The sequence below is a fragment of the Streptomyces uncialis genome (genome assembly GCF_036250755.1).
GTDB lineage: Bacteria > Actinomycetota > Actinomycetes > Streptomycetales > Streptomycetaceae > Streptomyces > Streptomyces uncialis.
On the sequence record NZ_CP109583.1, the window covers coordinates 3,051,718 to 3,072,412 of the forward strand.

A 20,695-nucleotide genomic window follows, 5' to 3' on the forward strand; every position below is an offset into this window, starting at 1 on the left:
CGCGGGGAACCGCGCACCCCCGAGCAACCCGCACAGGAACAAGCACACCCAGCACGGGAGACCTCAGGGGCGCGAGGAACTGCGCGAGCAACCCCGGGCAACCCACAGCCGAACAAGAACCGCAGGCGGCGCGACCCAAGGGGCGCGGGGAACTGCGCACCCCCGAGCGACCCGCACAGGACCAAGTGCGTCCAGCACGGCAGACCTCAGGGGCGCGAGGAACCGCGCACCCCCCGAACGACCCCCACAGGAACAAGTGGGCTGAGCCCCGCGAACCTGGCGGCGCAAGCGGAGGCGACCCGCACAGGGACAAGTGGGCCCAGCCCCGAGAACCCGGAAGCGCAAGCGAAGGCGACCCGCCGGGAACGGGCTAGAGCACGGACTCCCCCGGCCCCGCCCCACCCGAGGGCGTCCCACCGGGCCCCGCGGCGGAATCGGACCCGGACGGCGAGACGGACGCCGTAGGCGTGGGCGCGGGCGGCGACGTCCCGGGGCTGGAGGCACTGGGCGACGGCGCCGTGGGCCGCCCCGTGGGCGACGGCGGCGGCGTGGTGGGCCGCTCGCTGGTCGGCGGACGGCCACTGCTCGGGGGCCCGCTGGAGGGCTCCCCGGGACCACCCGGGCCCCCCGGACCACCGGGCCCGCCGGGCTCACCCGTACCGCCCGGGTCACCAGGCCCGCCCGGGGAACCGGACCCACCGGCCCCGCCGGAACCCCCCGCACCGCTCCCAGGGCCCCCACCGGGCCCACTGGACCCCGGCACGGGCGAGGACGCCCCACCGACCCCGGCGCCCGGCACCGCGTCCGTGGGGGCCGAAGGCACCCCGGACGGACCCGCCCCGCCGGGCCGGCTCGTGGAACCGGTGTCCGCACCCCCGGTGCCCTCGCGCTGCCCGCCCTCGGGCCCCGCCTCGTCCACCCCGGCCGCGTCGTCCACGTCCTGGCTCGCGGACGGGTCGCTGCCGACCCGTCCGGCCGGCGGGTCGTCCGTGTCGGAGATGACCCCGAGCGTCACCACGGTGCCCAGCAGCGCCGCGAGCAGCCCGCCCGCGCCCGCGGCCACCAGATTGCGCCGGGTACCGCTCAGCACCGTCCGGCGGGCGCCCCGCAGCCGGGAGGCGAACCCTCCGGCGGGTCCCCGTCCGGAGACCAGGGTGTCGGCCGGATCAGGTGCCTCCGGGGCGCCGGCGGAGGCGCCGGCGGCGCCGGGAGGCAGCGCGAACACCCGGGTGAGGCCCCCGGGCGGCGACACGGACTCCTCACGCCGCGCCCCGGACATCGCGTCCCCGGCCGTCGCCTTGCCCGCGGCGGAGCGGTCGTCGACCAGGGCGAGGGCCCGGCGGCCCGCGACGGCGCCGCGCTTGTCGGCGACCGCGCCCCGCAGCCCGATGGACGCCTCCAACTCGGCGCGGGCCCGGCCGTCGCGGCCCTCGCACAGCGCGAGGACGCCCAGCTCATGGTGGAAGTACGCCTCGTCGGCCACCTCACCGGTGTGCCGGGCGGCGGCCGTGCCGAGCCGCAGCACATGCTCCCAGGCGTTCCAGTCGGCCCCGGCGGCCAGCGCGGGCGCGGCGGCCCGCGCGAGGCCCACGGACGCGCTGGGCCCGTCGGGTTCACCGGCGGGGTCGAGCAGCGCGGAGAGGGAGTCGGCGTCGGCGGAGCCGTTCTCGGCGGCGTTCAGCGGGGCGGCCAGGACGGCGATGACCGCGTCGGCCTCGGCGGCGACCCGCGCGGGGGTGACCGAGGGGTGGCCCGTCCACCAGGCGTAGTGCCGGGCGGCGGTGAGCAGCCGTTCGGCGGCGTCGTCGGCGTATCCGGCGCCCTCCAGCTGGGTGCGCACCCCGGTGGCCAGCCGGTAGCGGGGGCCGACGGGGGTCACGAGGGCCACCCCGACGAGTTCCGCGAGGGCCGCGTCGGCGTGGGTGTCCCCGATCAGCGCGGGCAGATGCGCCTGGTGCGGGACCTCGCCCTCCAGCGCCACGGCGAAGCGCAGCGTGGCGCGGGCCGCGCCGCTGAGCCGGGACGCGAGCAGCGCGGCGGGCGCGGCACCCTCGGCGAGCGAGGGAAGGGGTACGTCGGGTTCGTCACCGTCGCCGTCGTGGCCGTCGTCGCCGGTCCGGTGGCCGGTCCGGTCGGAGGCGGCTGTGTCCCGGTCGGGGGAGGCGCTGTCGGGGCCGTCGCCGGGGCCGTCGTACGTGAAGGCGTCGGGGTCGGCGCGCAGCGCGTCGCGCTGCCGGAGCAGGGCCGCGGCCTGGACGAACCGCAGGGGCAGGCCCTCCGACTCGAACCAGAGGTCCCCGGCCCAGCTCGCCTCGTCGTCGGAGAGCGGGCGGCCGGTGGCGTGTGCGAGGAGGGCGACGCCCCCGGCGCGGCTGAGGCCGCCGAGGAACACCTCCTCGACGGGCGCGTCCGTGCGGGGCGGGGTGACGTCGGGGTCGGCGGCGAGCACGAAGGCGCATTCGGGGGTGGCGTCGAGGAGTTCGTCGAGCGCGGCGCCGCCGAAGGCGAGGTCGTCCACCACGACGACGGCGCCGATACCGCGTACGTGGTCGAGGACGCCCTGACGGTCGGGGTGCTGTCCGGGGCCGCTGAACACGGCCGCGTACAGGTCGTACAGCAGGTCGGTGACGGTCCGGCGGAAGCCGGTGAGCCGGATGACGCCGTCGGGGGCGAGGTCCGCGCAGTCGTCGGCGACGGCGTCGAGCAGCGCGGTGCGTCCGCATCCGGCGGGTCCGGTGAGCCGTACGGAGCGGCCCCGGGCGATGAGCCGGACGGCGCGTTCGCGTTCCTCCTGGCGTTCCAGCAGCGGCGGCCTGGCGAGTGCGGGACCCGGCGGTACGGGAGGGGTGGCGGCGCGGCGGACCTCTTCGCGGGTCCGCGGGGCGTGCCGTTCGGGGGGCGCCGGGTGGTCTCCCGGCGGGCGCCGCTCGATCTCGCTGCCGTCCACGGGGTTGACGGTCAGGAGGAGTTCGCCGCAGCTGAGGCGGACCGTGCGCGGGGTGGTCGGCGCGCCGGCGAAGTCGGAGGTGAGCGGGTCGCGGGGGGCCCGGGGGCGGGGCGGGGCGCCGGGGTCGGGCAGCGCGGGGAGCGGCCGGTCGCGGTTCTCGCGGAGGGCCGGGAGGTAGGGGTTGTCCCGGGCGTCCGGCGCGGCGGGTCCGGGGTGCGGCCCGGGTATCTCGTCGGCGGCGTACGGCTGGTCGCGGTCCTCGGAGGCCGTCCCGTCCGTGGGGCTCCGGTGCTTCGCGGCGGGGTCGGCGCGGTCGTGGCGGCCGCCGCCGGAGCGGTCGCGCGATTCCCGGGGCCCGGGGTCGTCCTGGCCGTACGGCTCGGGTTCCCGGTCGGTCGGGTCCATGGTCGAAGCCCCCCAAGAGCGTCGTGTGCGGCGGCCCCGGCCGGCCGTGCGCACACCGCGCCGTCGCTTCCGGTCCGCTCCCGTTCCACCGGTCCCGGCGCGGGGAGATCCGGGCCGGGTGTCCGGGCCCTGGGCCTGCCGTCAGTATCCATGAACGGACGGGGTGCCGGACGGCCGTGGACATCACGGTCCGATGAGAATCGGGGCGGTCGCGGGGCGCGGGGGCCGGGGTCAGACCCTGGGCAGGGACTCGACCCCGATCCCGCCCTCGATGGCGAGGATGCGGTGCAGCCGGGTGGCGACCAGCAGCCGCTGCATCTGCGGGGGTACGTCGCGCAGCACGAGCCGCCGTCCGCAGCGCCCCGCGCGGCGGTGGGCGCCCATGATGACGCCGAGTCCGGTGGCGTCCCAGGAGTCCAGTTCCGACAGGTCGAGCACCAGGTCACCGGTGCCGTCGTCGACGGCCGAGTGCAGGACCGTCCGGGCGTCCGCCGCGCTGCGGACGTCGAGGCGGCCCCCGACGACCAGCTCGGCGTGGTCGCCCCTGATGTGCATATGCGCTCCCGGTGTCCGCGTGCGGTGACAGATGGTCGGTGAGAAGTCTGCGTATGGGTGTTCCGTGGGCCGTCCGGCTATGTCACTGCAACTGACGGCCCGTGGGCGACCAGGGTTGCTGGTTGTAAGCGAACCGATATCGAATTCACCCCGAGGGGTGATCCCCGGGGTGACGGAACATCAATGCGGAGCCGGGGGGAAGGACGGCCGCCCGGTGTCCGTCCCCCCGCTCCTGGGCGTGCGCCCGGCACCCTCGCGGTGCTTGATCCGGTGCCGTGCGGGCGCGCTCGCCGTGGATTCGCTCAGTGCTTGTAGAACCCCTGCCCGCTCTTGCGTCCGATGTCACCGGCGTCAACCATCCGGCGCATCAGCTCGGGCGGGGCGAACTTCTCGTCCTGGGACTCGGTGTAGATGTTCTCGGTGGCGTGCAGCAGGATGTCGACGCCGGTGAGGTCGGCGGTCGCGAGGGGTCCCATCGCGTGGCCGAAGCCCAGCTTGCAGGCGAGGTCGATGTCCTCGGCGCTGGCCACCCCCGACTCGTACAGCTTCGCGGCCTCGACCACGAGGGCGGAGATGAGCCGGGTGGTGACGAAGCCCGCGACGTCGCGGTTGACGACGACACAGGTCTTGCCGACGGATTCGGCGAACTCCCGGGCGGTGGCCAGGGTCGCGTCACTGGTCTTGTAGCCGCGCACCAGTTCGCACAGCTGCATCATCGGGACGGGCGAGAAGAAGTGCGTGCCGACGACCCGTTCGGGGTGTTCGGTGGCCGCGGCGATCTTGGTGATGGGGATCGCGGAGGTGTTGGAGGCGAGCACGGTCCCGTCGCCGACGATTCCGTCGAGGGCGCGGAAGATCTCGTGCTTGACCTCCAGCTTCTCGAAGACGGCCTCGACGACGATATCGGCGTCGGCCACCGCGTCGAGGTCGGTGGTGGCGGTGATCCGGGCGAGCGCGGCCTCGGCGTCGGCGGGGTCCAGCCTGCCCTTGGCGACGAACCGGTCGTACGAGGACCTGATGCCGTCGGTGCCCCGGGTCAGCGCCCCGTCGGTGACATCACGCAGGACGACGTCCCAGCCTGCCTGGGCGGATACCTGCGCGATTCCGGAACCCATGAGTCCGGCTCCGATGACGGCGAGCTTCCGTGCCACGTTTCAACCCCTAACCCGCTGTTTACGTTGAAGTTTCCCGTACCTGTGGCGGACCCTAGCGTCAGTGAAGGCCCAAGTGACGGCGAAGAGATGCGCGTCACGTCTCACATGACGGACATCACACCACCACCGCCGCCCGTACGGAGCAGCGGCGGCGGACGGGGTCATCCCCGGGCGCGTACGGCGTAGTTGAGGACCCGTTCGCCGAGCAGTTCCGTGATGTCGTCCAGGGCGTCGAGCGCCTCCCGGGACACGGCCTCGGGGGTGCGGCCCTCGATCAGTCCGCAGCGGATGACACCCATGACCGTCCGGTGCGCCCAGTCGATCTGACCGGCGACCAGGCTGGGCAGCCGGTCGCCGGGCGCGGCCCCGGTCTCCTCGCGCAGCGCCCGGTCCAGGTTCACGAGCACCTCCTGGTCGAGCTCCTGGAGCCGGGAGCGCAGTCCCGCGGCGTCCTCCACGACGACGAGGAAGCGGTCGTATCCCGTCATCAGCCCGACCCGGGGCGACACCGCCTCGATCTCGGCGTGCAGTTCGCGCAGGACGGCCCGCGCGGCGGACTCGCCCGGGGCCCGGCCGCGCACCCAGCCGGCGAGCCGGTCGGCCACCGAGGACGCCCGGTCGAGGAACAGGTCCTCCTTGGCCGGGAAGTAGTTGTAGACCGTGTTGACGGAGACCTCGGCGGCGTCCGCGATCTCGGCGACGGTCACCGCGTCGAACCCGCGTTCCAGGAACATCCCGGTGGCCAGGTCGGAGATGTGCTGCCGGGTCCGGCGCTTCTTGCGCTCCCGGAGCCCTTCGCGGGCCTCCGGCCCACCGGCGCTCCCGCCGCGCCCGGTCGCGGGCGCCGCGCCCCGCGTCCGGTCCTCGCCGTGTGTGCGGTCCGCTGCCCCTTCGCCCATGGCAGCAGCCTAACCGCCCTGGTGGGCGCCCGGATCGGTGCCGTCGGCGGGGAGTCGGAAGGGGTGCCGGAGGGCTGTGCGGGGCGGTCGGCACGGGGCCATGGGGTATTTTTGGAGTCATTGCAAATTTTCAGCGGCTCTGTTTTTCTGGGGGCATGGCAGTCATCACGGTGTCCGGCCTCGCCCGGACCTTCCGCACGCCCCAAGGCCCCGTCGAAGCGGTCCGGGGCATCGATCTGCGGGTCGGCCGGGGCGAGATCCTCGCTCTGCTCGGCCCCAACGGCGCGGGCAAGACCACGACCCTGCGCATGCTCACCACCCTGCTGCGGCCCACCGCCGGCAGCGCCACGGTCGCGGGCCACGACCTCGTCACCGACCCGGCCGGGGTCCGCGCCCGCTGCGGCTATGTCGCCCAGTCGAGCGGCCTGGACCCAACGCTGACCGGCCGCGAGGAACTGGTGACCCAGGGGCGGCTCCACCGGCTCGGCAGGGCCGAGGCGAGCGCGCGGGCCGGGGAACTGGCCGGGCTCCTCGGGCTGGACGGGCTCCTCGACCGCCCCACGGCCGCCCTGTCCGGCGGCCGGCGCCGCCGCCTCGACCTCGCGATGGGGCTCACCCACCGCCCCGAGGTGCTGTTCCTCGACGAACCGACCACCGGGCTCGACCCGGCGGGGCGCGCCGATCTGTGGGAACTGGTCCGCCGGGTCCGCGACGACCACGGCACGACGGTCGTGCTCAGCACCCACCATCTCGACGAGGCCGACGAACTCGCCGACCGGCTGGTGGTCATCGACCAGGGCGCGGTCGTCGCCGACGGCACCCCGGGCGCGCTGCGGCTGGCCCACACCGGGTCGCTCGACTCCTCGCTCCAGGACACCTACCTCGCGATCACCGGACGCGGCCCGCTCACCCCGGACCCGGCACCCGTCGCCGTATGACCGCGCCGCACTCCCCCGCCCCCGCACGCCGCCGCCGCACCCGTAGCCGTCCCCGTCGCCGTCCCTGTTACCGAGGAGCCCCCGTGCCCGCCCTGCTCTCCGACACCGCGCTGATCTTCGGGCGGTACGCCCGCAAGACGCTGCGCTCCCGGTTCCAGATGCTGTTCGGCATGCTGATGCCGCTGCTGTACCTCGTCCTCTTCGGCCCGCTGCTGACGCGGCTGCCGCTGGACAGCGACCGTTCCTCCTGGCAGGTGCTCGCCCCGGGACTGCTGCTCCAGCTCGCGCTGTTCGGGGCGTCCTTCGCCGGGTTCGCGATCATCGTGGAGAAGGGGCAGGGAGTGGTGGACCGGATGCGGGCGACCCCGGTCAGCAGGCTCGCGCTGCTCCTCGGCCGGGTGCTCCTGGACGCAGCCCTCCTCACCTTCCAGGCGGTGCTGCTGATCGCCGCCGCCCTGGTGATGGGGCTGCGCGCGCCGGTGGCGGGGCTGCTCGTCGGATTCGCGTTCGTGGCGGTGCTGACGGTCGCGCTCAGCTCGCTGTCGTACACCCTGGCGATGCGGCTGTCCGTGCCGCACGCTTTCGGGGCCACCGTCAACGCCGTGACACTGCCGACGATGCTGTTGTCCGGGCTGATGCTCCCCATGACCCTCGCCCCGGGCTGGCTCGACACGCTCTCCCGGTTCGCACCGCTGCGCCATCCGGTGGACGCCGTACGCGACGCGTTCGCGGGCCGGTACGCCACCACGCCCATGCTGTACGGGGTGCTGGTCGCCGTCGGGCTCATGGCCCTGGCAGTGACGGTCGGCACACGGGCCTTCCGGGCGGACCGCGCGTAACTACGCTGGGGTCATGGTCAATCTGACGCGCATCTACACCAGGACCGGGGACAAGGGCACCACCCACCTCGGCGACATGAGCCGCACCGCCAAGACGGATCTGCGGATCTCGGCGTACGCGGACACCAACGAGGCCAACGCCGTGCTCGGTACCGCCATCGCGCTCGGTGACCTCGCGCAGGACGTCGTCGCGGTGCTGACCCGGGTGCAGAACGATCTCTTCGACGTGGGGGCCGATCTGTCCACCCCGGTGGTCGAGGAGCCCAAGTACCCGCCGCTGCGGGTGGAGCAGTTCTATGTGGACCGGCTGGAGGCGGACTGCGACCTGTTCAACGACCGGCTGGAGAAACTGCGGAGCTTCATCCTGCCCGGCGGGACCCCCGGGGCGGCCCTGCTGCACCAGGCGTGCACGGTCGTGCGGCGGGCGGAGCGGTCCACCTGGGCGGCGCTGGAGGTGCACGGCGAGACGATGAACCCGCTGACCGCCACCTATCTGAACCGGCTCTCGGACCTGCTGTTCATCCTGGCCCGGGTCGCCAACGAGTCGCGCGGGGACGTGCTGTGGGTGCCGGGGGGCGAGCGGTAGCCGTTGCCGGGGGCCGGGCGGCGGCCCTCGCCGCGGTCGCTCAGCCGGAGGTGCGGGAGGACTCGCGGTCGGGGGACGGCGGCGGGTCCACGGGGGCTTTTTTCGGCCAGATCGCGTAGCAGAGGGCGACCAGGCCGTGGATGCCCACCACCCGCAGCGCGGTGAACTGCCATCCCCGCAGGGACGACACATCGCCGCCGTCGCCCACGTACCAGATCGCGGCCTGGAGGAGTCCGCAGGCCACGGCCGCCGCGACCACGGTACGGCCCCACATCACGCCCTCGTGCCGGGCGCGTGCCGCCCCGTACTTCGGCGGCTTCGGCGGCGGCGGTCCGCCCGCGAACCGGTGCTGGAAGTGCCCGTCGATCCACTTGATCGTGTAGTGCCCGTAGCCGACGGTGTAGCCGATGTAGACGGCGGCCAGCCCGTGCTTCCAGTCCGGTGCCGCGCCGTTCCTGAGGTCGGTCGCGGTGACCACCAGCAGCACCACCTCCAGCACCGGCTCGCACAAAAGCACCGCCGCCCCGGCCCGGGGCATCCTCGCCAGGTACCGCAGGGACAGCCCCAGGGCCAGCAGCACCCAGAAGCCCACCTCGCAGACGATGATCAGTGTGACGATCACGCTGTGCTCCTCCCGTTCGGCCCCGCCGGCTCCCCGCCACCCGCCACCCGCCACCCGCCACCCGCCACCGCTACCAGACTTCCGCACCCGGGGGCCCGGCACGTCGTCACCGACGACGAACCGTGACTGCACCCTTGGATGTACCGGACGCGGGAACCGGTCCGCCCGCGCGTCGACGCGGCCCGGACACGGAGCGTGTTGGATGGACGTATGCCGTCCTCATCCCCTCCGCCCCCCGGGGACACCGCGCGCCCGGCGGCCGAGGCCACCGCCGTCCGGCCTCGCCGCCGGCCGCGGGACATCGGGCTGCTGCCGCACCACGTCGACCGGCTGATCGCGGCCGTCGGTCTGGGCGGCGGCACCGCCATGTGGGCCATCGGCCTCCACACCCAGAACCAGCGGCCCCTCGACGGCGCCTGGGTCCTGCTGCCGCTCGCCGTGATGGCGGGCACGGAGCTCCTGCGCAGGACCCGTCCCCGGATCGCCCTGCCGGTCGCGACCCTCGCCCTGGTCGCCGACCAGTTCACCCAGGGCAGTCTGGCGACGCTGGTGATGTTCACGGACATCGTCTACGCGGCCGTGCTGTACGGGCCGCCCGTCGACGCCCGGCGCATCCCGGTGACCACGGGGCTGCTCTCCCTGGCCGTCACCATCGGGTTCCTGGCGTGGTTCCGGCGGCCCGAGGCGGTCCTGATCGGGGTGGTCACGGCCCTGCTGTCGTTCGCCCCGGCGGCCACCGGTGTCCTGGTCCGCACCCATCGCGACACCGCGGACACCGAACGGCTGCGGGCCGAGCAGACCGCGCTGCTCGCCGAGATGGACCGGGTGCAGGCCGTCGCCGCCGAACGTGCCCGGATGGCCCGTGAACTGCACGACATGGTCGCCAACCATCTGTCCGCGATCGCCATCCACTCGACGGCCGCGCTGTCCCTCGACGACCCCCGCACCACCCAGACCGCGCTCGAGGTGATCCGCGAGAACAGCGTGCAGGGACTCGCCGAGATGCGGCGCCTGATCGGGATCCTGCGCGACTCCTCCGAGGACCGCGAACCCGCCGTCGCCCCCACCCTCGACGGACTGGCCGCACTGGCCGCCGGAGCACGCGTCAACGGGCTGGACGTGGCACTGGAGGACACCCGGGCGGAGGGTTCGGGCAAACTGCCCGCGCCCGTGGAGCTCGCCGCGTACCGGATCGTCCAAGAATCACTCACCAACGCCCTCAAGCACGCCTCTCCCGGCCTGGTGACGGTCCGGCTGACCCAGGACACCACCACCCTGTCCGTGCGGGTGACGAGCCCGTACGGGCACCGGGACGGGCCACGGGCGCCGGGCTCGGGGGCCGGACTGATCGGGATGCGGGAGCGGACGGCGCTGCTGCGCGGGACGTTCGAGGCGGCGCCCCGGGCGGCGGACCCGCGTTCGGGGGACAGCGCCGAGGTCTGGTGCGTGTGCGCCACCCTCCCCATCGACACGGCCGGGAATCCCGGCGAAGGAGTGACAGCGTGATCCGTGTACTGGTGGCCGAGGACCAGTCCGCCGTACGGGCCGGACTGGTCCTGATCCTGCGCAGCGCCCCGGACATCGAGGTCGTGGGCGAGGCCGCGGACGGCGAGCGGGCGGTGGAGCTGGCCCGGGAGCTGCGGCCCGACCTGGTGCTGATGGATGTGCAGATGCCCCGGCTGGACGGGGTGTCGGCGACCCGGCAGGTGGTCGCGGAGTCCCTCGCGGACGTGCTGGTGCTGACCACCTTCGATCTGGACGAGTACGTGTTCGGGGCGCTGCGCGCGGGCGCCTCGGGCTTCCTCCTCAAGAACACCGAGGCCAGGGATCTGCTGGAGGCGGTCCGGGCGGTGGGGCGCGGGGAGGGGCTGATCGCGCCCGCGGTGACCCGCCGGCTGATCGCGGAGTTCGCGCGGCCCGGTCGCCCCGCGGCGGGTCCGGGCACCGATCCGGCGGTGCTGGCGGCACTGGATTCGCTCACTCGGCGTGAGCGTGAGGTCCTCGGGCGCATCGGCGAGGGAATGTCCAACGCGGAGATCGCGGTGCGGCTGGAGATGGCCGAGGCGACGGTCAAAACTCATGTGAGCCGGCTGCTGGGGAAGCTGGAACTGCGCAGCCGGGTGCAGGCGGCGGTGCTGGCACGGGAGTTGGGGCTCACCCCGTAGACCCTTGCGGTGTGCCCTCTTTACGGGGTGCGCGAGGTGACGCCCGACACAGGACGACGGGGTCCGGCAGAGAGAAACCGCAGCTCAGGGGGCCGGTGTCGGGCTGCCGTGAAAGAGCGGCCGCTGGCGGTTCGGCGGCTTCACCGACGGGGCCGAAGGGGCCTGTGGGACAGTGACGGCGCGGGTGAATGCGGGTCTCACGCCACGGAGGATGAGGCTGGGTCAGCTGTCAACTCCTGGGAACACCGGGTGCCTTGACCAGGGGGAACCACCCTCCGATGGTCCAGACCTCTTGACCGATGGTCCAGACCTTTCTATTCTCGCCGCACTGCGGTGAGCGTGTCATGGCCATGAGAGTCGTCACGGCGCGTACTCACGGGCGGCGCAGGTTTGGTTCCACCTCCCCACTGGACCTCACCCAAGGAGGCGCAGAATGCGCTTCAGACACAAGGTAGTGGCAGGGCTCACCACCCTGGTGCTGCCGTTCGCGGCGATGGTCGGCCTGGCGACGCCGGCATCAGCGGCGGCCAACGCCACTGCCACATTCACCAAGACGCAGGACTGGGGCAGCGGCTTCGGCGGAAGCTGGACCGTCAAGAACACCGGCACCACCACGCTCAGCTCCTGGAACGTGGAATGGGACTTCCCCACCGGTACCCGCGTAGCCTCCTCCTGGGACGCCACGATCACCAGCACCGGTGATCACTGGACCGCCAAGAACCTGGCCTGGAACGGGACGCTCGCCCCCGGCGCCACCGTCACCTTCGGGTTCAACGGTGTCGGCCCCGGCTTCCCGAGCAACTGCACCCTGAACGGCGGCTCCTGTGACGGAGGCGTCGTCCCCGGTGACGAGCCGCCCTCCGCCCCTGGCACCCCCACTGCCTCCGGCATCACCGACACCGCGGCGAAGCTGACGTGGGCCGCGGCCACGGACGACAAGGGCATCAAGAACTACGACGTCCTGCGGGACGGCGTGAAGGTCGCGACGGTTCCCCCGGCCACGACCGGTCCCACGTCGTACACGGACAACACGCTGTCCGCCGGCACGGACTACTCGTACACGGTCCAGGCCCGCGACACGAAGGACCAGACCGGTCCCGTCAGCGCGTCGGTCGCCGTCCGCACCACCGGCAACGGCAACCCCGGCGGTGGCGGCAGCAAGATCAAGATGGGCTACTTCACCCAGTGGGGCGTCTACGGGCGCAACTACCACGTGAAGAACCTGGACACGTCCGGGACCGCCGCGAAGATCACGCACATCAACTACGCCTTCGGCAACGTCCAGAACGGCAAGTGCACCATCGGTGACGCTTACGCGGACTACGACAAGGCGTACACGGCGGACCAGTCGGTCGACGGTGTCGCGGACACCTGGGACCAGCCCCTGCGCGGTAACTTCAACCAGCTGCGCAAGCTGAAGGCCAAGCACCCGCACATCAAGATCCTCTTCTCCTTCGGCGGCTGGACCTGGTCCGGCGGCTTCACCCAGGCCGCGCAGAACCCGGCTGCGTTCGCGCAGTCCTGCTACGACCTGGTCGAGGACCCCCGCTGGGCCGATGTCTTCGACGGCATCGACCTGGACTGGGAGTACCCGAACGCCTGTGGTCTCACCTGTGACAACAGCGGCCCGGCGGCCCTGAAGAACCTCGCCGCCGCGACCCGGACCAAGTTCGGCCCGAACTACCTGGTCACCGCTGCGATCACCGCCGACGGTTCCACCGGCGGCAAGATCGACAAGGCCGACTACGCCGGGGCGTCCGCCAGCTTCGACTGGTACAACGTCATGACGTACGACTTCTTCGGCTCCTGGGCGACGAAGGGCCCGACGGCCCCGCACTCCCCGCTGACGCCGTACCCCGGCATCCCGCAGCAGGGCTTCAGCTCCTCCGAGGCCATCGCCAAGCTCAAGGCGCAGGGTGTGCCTGACAAGAAGCTGCTGCTCGGCATCGGCTTCTACGGCCGCGGGTGGACGGGTGTCACCCAGGACGCGCCGGGTGGCGTCGCCACCGGGCCCGGACAGGGTACGTACGAGCAGGGCATCGAGGACTACAAGGTCCTCAAGACCACCTGCCCCGCGACCGGCACCGTGGGCGGCACCGCCTACGCCAAGTGCGGCAACAGCTGGTGGAGCTACGACACCCCCGCCACGATCCAGACCAAGATGGCGTGGGCCAAGAACCAGAAGCTCGGCGGAGCCTTCTTCTGGTCGGCGGACGGTGACACCAGCAATGGTGAGCTGGTGAACGCGATCCACACGGGTCTGCAGTAAGCACATAGGGGTACCGGCGCTCGCCGGTACCCCGGTTCCGAGGCGGTCGGTCCCACACCGGTCGCGCCCGGTACGGAGCCGGGGGGCCAGGAACGCCCCCCGACCCCCCGGCTCACGAGCCCGGTACGCCCCAGACGCGTACCGGGCTCTCCGGCGTCCCGGCTCGCCCGGGGGTCTCCTGTGCTGGACGCACTTCGTTCCTGTGCCGTCGCTCGGTGGTTCGCGGTTCCCCGCGGGTCGCCTTCGCTTGCGCTCCCGAGGTCTGTCCGGCTGGGCGTACTTCGTTCCTGTGCCGTCGTTCGGTGGTTTCGCGCAGTTCCCCGCGCCCCTATCGGGGCGCCGTCTGCTTGTTCTTCGGGTCGGTGCCGGTCGGGATTCTCCGTCCTCGATCCGACACGCTCGGTACGACGTCCAGCGGAGCTACTGAAGAGCATCGGAGTCTGCGAGCAGAGATTCCCGCCCACCCCCTTACGTGAGTCCTGCGACTGCGCGAGGAGGGGGTCAGCACCCAAAGGGCAACCCCAGGAGGCGCCCCCAAAGGGGCGCGGGGAACTGCGCAAAAACGAGGGCAGACCCGCACCCGACGGTCAACGGACCGGGGCAGCATCCAGGGGCGCGAGGAACTGCGCACCCACGAACGACCCGCACAGGAGCAAGTACGCCCCGCACAGGAAACCTAGGGGCGCGGGGAACTGCGCACCCACCGAGCGACGGCACAGGGACAGGTACGTCCAGCCGGACGGAGCTCAGAAGCGCGAGCGAAGGCGTTACGCCACGTTGACGCGTTGGCCGGGGGGCGCGGCCTCCAGCCAGGCCAGGAACCCCGTGAGCGCGTCCTCGCTCATCGCCAGCTCCAGCCGGGTCCCGCGGACAAGACACGCCAGGACCACCGCGTCGGACAGCAACGCCAGCTCCTCCTCGCCCGCCGGCTCCCGCCGGCCCAGCACCTCGATGGCCGACCGGTCCAGGACCCGCCGCGGCCGGTGCGCGTAGGAGAAGACCCGGAACCACTCGATCCGGTCCCCCCCGTAGCGGGCGATCCCGTACCCCCAGCCCTTGCCGGACGAATCGACCGAGCCCTCCGCGGAGGAGGGCTCGGGAAGGTTCCAGCGCAGACTGCAATCGAAGGTGCCTCCGGACCGCTGGATCAGCCGACGGCGTACACCGAAGGCGAAGAGACCGACCACAACCAGTGCGACTACCGCGATACCGCCTACAAGCAGAGCGAGGATCATCGGCACCGACCTCCTCGCCTCATCAGTAACGTGAACAGCGGAACGTATCCAGCAATCGCCTCAGCCGCGGACCGGGCCGGAGAGTATCCGGACCGCGCCGCGGCTGAGTCACTTCCTACAGTGCGCCAGGTCAGCGCACCGCCACCGCACGCAACCGCACATCGGCGCGGCGCTCGGCGGCGGCATCCGCGTCGCCCTGCGCCCGCTCCAGTGCCCGCTCCGCGCGCTGGACGTCGATCTCGTCCGACAGCTCGGCGATCTCCGCCAGCAGGGACAGCTTGTTGTCGGCGAACGACACGAAACCACCGTGAACGGCGGCGATGACGGTCTCGCCGTCACTCGTACGGATCGTCACCGGGCCCGACTCCAGCACACCGAGCAGCGGCTGGTGACCGGGCATGACGCCGATGTCGCCGGAGGTGGTGCGCGCGACGACCAGGGTGGCCTCGCCGGACCAGACATTCCGGTCCGCGGCGACCAGCTCGACGTGCAGCTCAGCAGCCAAGGGTGCTCCTCGGGTCACCACCCGGCGGGCAGGCCGGGTGTTGGGTCAAAAGTGTAGAGGCGTGGGCGAGGGGGCCGGTCGGGGCCCCCTCGCTCAAGGGCGCGGGGCTCAGCTGACGCCGAGCTCCTTGGCGTTCTTGCGGAGGTCCTCAAGACCACCGCACATGAAGAACGCCTGCTCCGGGAAGTGGTCGTACTCACCGTCGCAGATCGAGTTGAACGCGGCGATCGACTCGTCCAGCGGCACGTCCGAACCGTCCACACCGGTGAACTGCTTCGCCGCGTGGGTGTTCTGGGACAGGAACCGCTCGACACGACGGGCGCGGTGGACAGCGAGCTTGTCCTCCTCGCCCAGCTCGTCGATACCGAGGATCGCGATGATGTCCTGGAGGTCCTTGTACTTCTGGAGGATCGTCTTGACGCGCATGGCGGCGTCGTAGTGATCCCGCTCGATGTACCGGGGGTCCAGGATGCGGGACGTGGAGTCCAGCGGGTCCACGGCCGGGTAGATGCCCTTCTCCGAGATCGGACGGGAGAGCACCGTCGTCGCGTCGAGGTGGGCGAACGTGGTGGCCGGGGCCGGGTCGGTCAGGTCGTCCGCGGGGACGTAGATCGCCTGCATCGAGGTGATCGAGTGACCACGGGTCGAGGTGATGCGCTCCTGGAGGAGACCCATCTCGTCGGCCAGGTTCGGCTGGTAGCCCACCGCGGAGGGCATCCGGCCGAGCAGGGTCGAGACCTCGGAACCGGCCTGGGTGAAGCGGAAGATGTTGTCGATGAAGAACAGCACGTCCTGCTTCTTCACATCGCGGAAGTACTCCGCCATGGTCAGACCCGCGAGGGCCACGCGCAGCCGGGTGCCCGGGGGCTCGTCCATCTGGCCGAAGACCAGCGCCGTCTTGTCGAGGACGCCGGACTCCTCCATCTCGTCGATGAGGTCGTTGCCCTCACGCGTACGCTCACCGACACCCGCGAAGACGGAGACGCCCTCGTGGAGGTTGGCGACACGCATGATCATTTCCTGGATCAGCACGGTCTTGCCGACACCGGCACCACCGAAGAGGCCGATCTTTCCACCCTTGACGTACGGGGTGAGCAGGTCGACGACCTTCAGACCGGTCTCGAACATCTCGGTCTTCGACTCGAGCTGGTCGAAGGCCGGCGCCTGGCGGTGGATCGCCCAGCGCTCACCGACGTTGGCGTTCTCCTCGGGGTGGTTCAGCACCTCGCCGAGCGTGTTGAACACCTTGCCCTTGGTGAAGTCGCCGACGGGCACCATGATGCCCTTGCCGGTGTTCGTCACCGCGGCCTGGCGGACCAGACCGTCGGTGGGCTGCATCGAGATCGCGCGGACGATGCCGTCGCCGAGGTGCTGGGCGACCTCAAGCGTCAGCAGCTTCTTCTCGCCCTCCTTCGCCGGGTCTGCGACCTCGACGTGCAGGGCGTTGTAGATCTCCGGCATGGCGTCGACGGGGAATTCCACGTCGACGACCGGGCCGATGACCCGGGCGACGCGGCCCGTGGCAACGGCCGTCTCAACTGTCGTCGTCATTACCTGTCACTCCCCGCGTTCACGTCGGACAGGGCTGCGGTGCCGCCGACGATCTCGCTGATTTCCTGGGTGATTTCGGCCTGGCGGGCCGCGTTGGCAAGTCGGGAGAGCGTGTTGATCAGCTCACCCGCGTTGTCGGTGGCCGACTTCATCGCGCGTCGCGTGGCGGCGTGCTTGGAAGCGGCCGACTGGAGCATCGCGTTGTAGATCCGGCTCTCGACGTACCGCGGCAGCAGGGCGTCGAGGACGTCCTCCGCCGACGGCTCGAAGTCGTACAGCGGAAGGATCTGGCCCTTGGTGGACGCCTCCTCGGCGACCTCCTCCAGGCTCAGCGGCAGCAGCCTGCTGCCGATCGCGTTCTGCGTCATCATCGACACGAACTCGGTGTAGACGACATGCAGCTCGTCGACCCCACCGTCGGCCGTGTCCCGCTCGATCGCGGCGATGAGCGGTGCGGCGACCGTCTTGGCATCCGCGTACGTCGGTTCGTCGGTGAAGCCGGTCCACAGCTCCACGACGGTCCGCTCGCGGAAGTTGTAGTGGGCCACACCGCGGCGGCCGACGATGTACGTGTCGACCTCCTTGCCCTCCGCCTCAAGGCGAGCGGTCAGCTGCTCCGCCGCCTTGATCGCGTTGGAGTTGAAGGCGCCGGCCAGTCCGCGGTCGCTCGTGAGGAGCAGCACCGCGGAACGGCGAGCCGTCTCCGCCTCCGTGGTCAGCGGGTGCTTGGTGTTCGAACCCGTTCCCACCGCCGTGACCGCGCGTGTCAGCTCGGTCGCGTACGGCGCGGAGGCCACCACCTTGCGCTGTGCCTTGACGACACGCGAGGCGGCGATCATCTCCATCGCCTTGGTGATCTTCTTGGTCGCGGTGACGGATCGGATGCGACGCTTGTAGACCCGGAGCTGGGCTCCCATGAGTCAGGTCCCTTCCTTACGTCACTTGGAGACGTTGACGGCAGGCGCGTCCTCGCCGAGGAGCTTGCCGTCCGAGGTCTCGAACTCCTTCTTGAACTCCGCGACCGCGTCGGAGATGGCGGTGATGGTGTCGTCCGACATCTTCGCGCCCTCCTTGATCGAGGTCATCAGGCCCTGCTCGTTGCGGTGCAGGTAGGAGAGGAGCTCGGTCTCGAAGCGGCGGATGTCGACGACGGGGACGTCGTCCATGCGGCCCGTGGTACCGGCCCACACGGAGACGACCTGGTCCTCGGTGGCCATCGGCTGGTACTGCGGCTGCTTCAGCAGCTCGACCATCCGCTGACCGCGCTCCAGCTGCGCCTTCGACGCGGCGTCCAGGTCGGAACCGAAGGCGGCGAACGCCTCCAGCTCACGGAACTGGGCCAGGTCGACACGGAGCCGGCCCGACACCTGGCGCATCGCCTTGTGCTGGGCGGAGCCACCGACGCGGGAGACCGAGATACCGACGTTCAGGGCCGGGCGCTGGCCGGCGTTGAACAGGTCGGACTCCAGGAAGCACTGGCCGTCGGTGATGGAGATGACGTTGGTCGGGATGAACGCCGAGACGTCGTTCGCCTTGGTCTCCACGATCGGGAGGCCCGTCATCGAGCCCTTGCCCATCTCGTCGGAGAGCTTGGCGCAGCGCTCCAGCAGCCGGGAGTGCAGGTAGAAGACGTCACCGGGGTACGCCTCACGGCCCGGCGGACGGCGCAGCAGCAGGGACACGGCGCGGTAGGCGTCGGCCTGCTTCGACAGGTCGTCGAAGATGATGAGGACGTGCTTGCCCTCGTACATCCACTGCTGGCCGATGGCCGATCCGGTGTACGGCGCGAGGTACTTGAAGCCGGCCGGGTCGGACGCCGGGGCGGCGACGATGGTCGTGTACTCCAGCGCGTTGGCCTCGTCCAGCGAGCGGCGCACCGCGGCGATGGTCGAGCCCTTCTGGCCGATGGCGACGTAGATGCAGCGCACCTGCTTGTTCACGTCACCGGTGCGCCAGTTGTCGCGCTGGTTGATGATGGTGTCGACGGCCAGGGCGGTCTTGCCGGTCTGGCGGTCGCCGATGATGAGCTGACGCTGGCCACGGCCGATCGGCGTCATCGCGTCGACGGCCTTGTAGCCGGTCTCCATCGGCTCGTGCACGGACTTGCGCTGCATGACCGTGGGGGCCTGCAGCTCAAGGGCGCGGCGGCCGCTGGTCTCGATCTCGCCGAGGCCGTCGATCGGGTTGCCGAGCGGGTCGACGACGCGGCCGAGGTAGCCCTCGCCCACCGAGACGGAGAGCACCTCACCGGTGCGCTGCACCGGCTGGCCCTCCTCGATGCCGCTGAACTCGCCGAGGACGACGGCACCGATCTCACGCTCTTCGAGGTTCAGCGCGAGACCGAGGGTGCCGTCCTCGAACTTCAGCAGTTCATTGGCCATGGCCGAGGGCAGTCCCTCGACCTTCGCGATGCCGTCGCCGGCAACGGTGACCGTACCGACCTCCTCGCGCGAGGCCGCGTCCGGCTTGTACGACTGGACAAAGTTCTCCAGCGCGTCCCGGATCTCCTCCGGCCGGATCGTGAGCTCCGCCATCTTGGGTTCCCTGCTCTCCTTGTTGGGCCCGAAGTTCTTTGGGGGTCTGGGGGCGACCCCCAGGAATCCTTCTGCACGGCCCAACCAGGGCCGTCGGACGTACGTTGTTCTGTTGCTCAGCCGGCCATGCGGCGGCTGGCTTCGTCGATGCGGTCCGCGATGCTGCCGTTGATGATCTCGTCGCCGACCTGGACCCGGATTCCGCCGAGGACCCCGGGGTCCACGTCCAGGTTCAGGTGCATCGCACGGCCGTAGAGCTTCGCGAGGGACGCGCCCAGGCGCTGCTTCTGCTGATCGCTCAGCGGTACGGCCGAGGTGACGATCGCGACCATGCGGTCACGGCGCTCCGCGGCGAGCTTGGAAAGGGATTCGAGTCCCGCCTCCAGGCTACGTCCCCGCGGGCGGGTCACGAGTCGCGTGACCAGCCGGGTGGTCTCCGCCTTGGCGCGGCTGTCGAGCAGGGTGCCCAGCAGCTCGCTCTTGGCGGCGGCCGTCGCGGACCGGTCGGTCAGCGCGGCGCGCAGCCCGGGGTCCGAGGCGACGATCCGGCCGAACCGGAAGAGCTCGTCCTCGACGTCGTCCAGCGTGCCCGCACGCTGGGCGGCCGTGAGGTCGGCGGTGTCCGCCAGCTCCTCCAGGGAGTCCACCAGGTCACGCGAGCGTGACCAGCGGGAGCGCACCGTACCGGCGACCAGGTCGGCGGCTTCGCCGCCCACCTGGGTGCCGAGGAGGCGGCCGACGAGGTCGGCCTTGGCCTCACCGGTCTGCGCCGGGTCGGTGAGGACCCGGCGCAGCGAGACCTCGCGGTCCAGCAGCGCGGTGACGGAGGCCAGGTCGGCGGCGAGCCGCGTCACGTCGACGGACGTGTTGTCCGTCAGCGTGTCGAGCCGTTCGCGCGCCGCCGCCAGGGCTTCGCGGCTGGCTCCGTGCAGCGCACTCATCGAGCGGCCTCGGCCTTCACGTCGAGCTCGTCGAGGAACCGGTCGATGGTGCGGCTCTGCCGGGCGTGGTCCTCAAGGGACTCACCGACGAGCTTGCCGGCCAGTTCGGTGGCGAGCTGACCGACGTCCTGGCGCAGCGCCTGAGCGGCGGCCTTGCGGTCGGCCTCGATCTGGGTGTGACCGGCGGCGACGATCTCCTCGCGCTGCCGCTGGCCTTCCGCGCGCATCTCGGCGATGAGCGTGGCGCCCTGCTCCTGCGCGTCCTGCCGCAGCCGGGCGGCCTCGTGCCGGGCCTCGGCCAGCTGCGCCTTGTACTGCTCAAGGACGCTCTGGGCCTCGGTCTTGGCGGCCTCGGCCTTCTCCATGCCGCCCTCGATGGCCTCACGGCGCTCTTCCAGAACCTTGTTGATGTTCGGGAGGAGCTTCTTGGCGAGGATGCCGAAGACGATGACGAAGGCGATCAGGCCGATGACGAGCTCAGGGATCGGCGGGACGAGGGGGTTCTGGACCTCCTCGGCCGCCAGGATGAGCGACTGGCTCATGTCAGTGC

General features: G+C 71.6%; 18 protein-coding genes. 6 read left to right on the forward strand and 12 right to left on the reverse strand.

Annotation, left to right across the window (positions count from 1 at the left end; all coding sequences use genetic code 11):
* Nucleotides 1-370: 370 nt before the first annotated feature.
* The 4 genes from OG711_RS12340 to OG711_RS12355 all read right to left on the reverse strand — a co-directional run bounded on the left by OG711_RS12340 (nucleotide 371) and on the right by OG711_RS12355 (nucleotide 5,960).
* Entirely contained in the window at nucleotides 371-3,352 is a 2,982-nt protein-coding gene (locus OG711_RS12340) for an ATP-binding protein (RefSeq protein WP_329559256.1), read from the reverse strand.
* A gap of 231 nt (nucleotides 3,353-3,583) precedes the next feature.
* Nucleotides 3,584-3,907: an STAS domain-containing protein gene (locus OG711_RS12345; RefSeq protein ID WP_073785006.1), complete on the reverse strand. Its 324-nt coding sequence runs from the start codon at nucleotides 3,905-3,907 to the stop codon at nucleotides 3,584-3,586.
* 302 nt (nucleotides 3,908-4,209) lie between these two features.
* Nucleotides 4,210-5,058 carry a 3-hydroxyacyl-CoA dehydrogenase family protein gene (locus OG711_RS12350; RefSeq protein ID WP_329559257.1) on the reverse strand — a complete coding sequence of 283 codons (849 nt, stop codon included), beginning with the start codon at nucleotides 5,056-5,058 and terminating at the stop codon, nucleotides 4,210-4,212.
* A gap of 164 nt (nucleotides 5,059-5,222) precedes the next feature.
* Nucleotides 5,223-5,960: a TetR/AcrR family transcriptional regulator gene (locus tag OG711_RS12355; RefSeq protein ID WP_266507940.1), complete on the reverse strand. Its 738-nt coding sequence runs from the start codon at nucleotides 5,958-5,960 to the stop codon at nucleotides 5,223-5,225.
* Nucleotides 5,961-6,115: 155 nt separating this feature from the next.
* Between OG711_RS12355 and OG711_RS12360 the strand changes: the two genes are divergently transcribed.
* The 3 genes from OG711_RS12360 (at nucleotide 6,116) to OG711_RS12370 (ending at nucleotide 8,323) form a co-directional block, all read left to right on the forward strand.
* Nucleotides 6,116-6,898, forward strand: a complete 783-nt coding sequence (locus tag OG711_RS12360; protein ID WP_329559258.1) for an ABC transporter ATP-binding protein — start codon at nucleotides 6,116-6,118, stop codon at nucleotides 6,896-6,898.
* 83 nt (nucleotides 6,899-6,981) lie between these two features.
* Nucleotides 6,982-7,737 (forward strand): ABC transporter permease, encoded by a 756-nt coding sequence (locus tag OG711_RS12365; RefSeq protein ID WP_329559259.1) that lies wholly within the window; start codon nucleotides 6,982-6,984, stop codon nucleotides 7,735-7,737.
* Between the two features lie 13 nt (nucleotides 7,738-7,750).
* Nucleotides 7,751-8,323 carry a cob(I)yrinic acid a,c-diamide adenosyltransferase gene (locus OG711_RS12370; RefSeq protein WP_073785000.1) on the forward strand — a complete coding sequence of 191 codons (573 nt, stop codon included), beginning with the start codon at nucleotides 7,751-7,753 and terminating at the stop codon, nucleotides 8,321-8,323.
* Nucleotides 8,324-8,363: 40 nt separating this feature from the next.
* On the opposite strand, the gene OG711_RS12375 is transcribed toward OG711_RS12370, so the two are convergent.
* Nucleotides 8,364-8,945 carry a hypothetical protein gene (locus OG711_RS12375; RefSeq protein ID WP_266507942.1) on the reverse strand — a complete coding sequence of 194 codons (582 nt, stop codon included), beginning with the start codon at nucleotides 8,943-8,945 and terminating at the stop codon, nucleotides 8,364-8,366.
* A gap of 210 nt (nucleotides 8,946-9,155) precedes the next feature.
* On the opposite strand from OG711_RS12375, the gene OG711_RS12380 reads away from it, so the two are divergent.
* The 3 genes from OG711_RS12380 (at nucleotide 9,156) to OG711_RS12390 (ending at nucleotide 13,379) form a co-directional block, all read left to right on the forward strand.
* On the forward strand, nucleotides 9,156-10,451 hold the full coding sequence (locus tag OG711_RS12380; protein WP_329559260.1) for a sensor histidine kinase: 1,296 nt from the start codon (nucleotides 9,156-9,158) through the stop codon (nucleotides 10,449-10,451).
* Complete coding sequence (locus tag OG711_RS12385; RefSeq protein WP_073784998.1) at nucleotides 10,448-11,110, forward strand: response regulator; 663 nt, start codon at nucleotides 10,448-10,450, stop codon at nucleotides 11,108-11,110. The genes OG711_RS12380 and OG711_RS12385 overlap by 4 nt, the downstream gene beginning before the upstream one ends.
* 433 nt (nucleotides 11,111-11,543) lie before the next feature.
* Nucleotides 11,544-13,379 carry a glycoside hydrolase family 18 chitinase gene (locus tag OG711_RS12390; protein ID WP_073784996.1) on the forward strand — a complete coding sequence of 612 codons (1,836 nt, stop codon included), beginning with the start codon at nucleotides 11,544-11,546 and terminating at the stop codon, nucleotides 13,377-13,379.
* 767 nt (nucleotides 13,380-14,146) lie between these two features.
* Here OG711_RS12390 and OG711_RS12395 read toward each other — a convergent pair.
* From OG711_RS12395 to OG711_RS12425, 7 genes are all read right to left on the reverse strand, one after another.
* Nucleotides 14,147-14,614: a DUF2550 domain-containing protein gene (locus tag OG711_RS12395; protein WP_073784994.1), complete on the reverse strand. Its 468-nt coding sequence runs from the start codon at nucleotides 14,612-14,614 to the stop codon at nucleotides 14,147-14,149.
* 130 nt (nucleotides 14,615-14,744) lie between these two features.
* A complete protein-coding gene (locus OG711_RS12400) occupies nucleotides 14,745-15,119 on the reverse strand; it encodes a F0F1 ATP synthase subunit epsilon (protein WP_073784992.1) in 375 nt (124 codons plus the stop codon).
* A gap of 108 nt (nucleotides 15,120-15,227) precedes the next feature.
* Nucleotides 15,228-16,670, reverse strand: coding sequence for a F0F1 ATP synthase subunit beta (atpD, locus tag OG711_RS12405; protein ID WP_073784990.1), 1,443 nt, complete (start codon nucleotides 16,668-16,670; stop codon nucleotides 15,228-15,230).
* Nucleotides 16,670-17,587, reverse strand: coding sequence for a F0F1 ATP synthase subunit gamma (locus OG711_RS12410; RefSeq protein WP_073784988.1), 918 nt, complete (start codon nucleotides 17,585-17,587; stop codon nucleotides 16,670-16,672). Before OG711_RS12410 ends, atpD begins: the two co-directional genes overlap by 1 nt.
* A 21-nt stretch (nucleotides 17,588-17,608) precedes the next feature.
* Nucleotides 17,609-19,204: a F0F1 ATP synthase subunit alpha gene (gene atpA / locus OG711_RS12415; protein ID WP_329559261.1), complete on the reverse strand. Its 1,596-nt coding sequence runs from the start codon at nucleotides 19,202-19,204 to the stop codon at nucleotides 17,609-17,611.
* A 116-nt stretch (nucleotides 19,205-19,320) separates the two neighbouring features.
* A complete protein-coding gene (locus tag OG711_RS12420) occupies nucleotides 19,321-20,136 on the reverse strand; it encodes a F0F1 ATP synthase subunit delta (RefSeq protein WP_329563762.1) in 816 nt (271 codons plus the stop codon).
* Nucleotides 20,137-20,141: 5 nt separating this feature from the next.
* Nucleotides 20,142-20,687 (reverse strand): F0F1 ATP synthase subunit B, encoded by a 546-nt coding sequence (locus OG711_RS12425; protein ID WP_073784984.1) that lies wholly within the window; start codon nucleotides 20,685-20,687, stop codon nucleotides 20,142-20,144.
* Between the last annotated feature and the right edge of the window lie 8 nt (nucleotides 20,688-20,695).

Bases quoted from the DNA above. Each gene is read 5' to 3' on its own strand.
- OG711_RS12340 (WP_329559256.1), bottom strand. From the start codon at position 3,352: ATGGACCCGACCGACCGGGAACCCGAGCCGTACGGCCAGGACGACCCC.
- OG711_RS12345 (WP_073785006.1), bottom strand. From the start codon at position 3,907: ATGCACATCAGGGGCGACCACGCCGAGCTGGTCGTCGGGGGCCGCCTC.
- OG711_RS12355 (WP_266507940.1), bottom strand. From the start codon at position 5,960: ATGGGCGAAGGGGCAGCGGACCGCACACACGGCGAGGACCGGACGCGG.
- OG711_RS12360 (WP_329559258.1), top strand. From the start codon at position 6,116: ATGGCAGTCATCACGGTGTCCGGCCTCGCCCGGACCTTCCGCACGCCC.
- OG711_RS12370 (WP_073785000.1), top strand. From the start codon at position 7,751: ATGGTCAATCTGACGCGCATCTACACCAGGACCGGGGACAAGGGCACC.
- OG711_RS12380 (WP_329559260.1), top strand. From the start codon at position 9,156: ATGCCGTCCTCATCCCCTCCGCCCCCCGGGGACACCGCGCGCCCGGCG.
- OG711_RS12390 (WP_073784996.1), top strand. From the start codon at position 11,544: ATGCGCTTCAGACACAAGGTAGTGGCAGGGCTCACCACCCTGGTGCTG.
- OG711_RS12395 (WP_073784994.1), bottom strand. From the start codon at position 14,614: ATGATCCTCGCTCTGCTTGTAGGCGGTATCGCGGTAGTCGCACTGGTT.
- atpD (WP_073784990.1), bottom strand. From the start codon at position 16,670: ATGACGACGACAGTTGAGACGGCCGTTGCCACGGGCCGCGTCGCCCGG.
- OG711_RS12410 (WP_073784988.1), bottom strand. From the start codon at position 17,587: ATGGGAGCCCAGCTCCGGGTCTACAAGCGTCGCATCCGATCCGTCACC.
- atpA (WP_329559261.1), bottom strand. From the start codon at position 19,204: ATGGCGGAGCTCACGATCCGGCCGGAGGAGATCCGGGACGCGCTGGAG.
- OG711_RS12425 (WP_073784984.1), bottom strand. From the start codon at position 20,687: ATGAGCCAGTCGCTCATCCTGGCGGCCGAGGAGGTCCAGAACCCCCTC.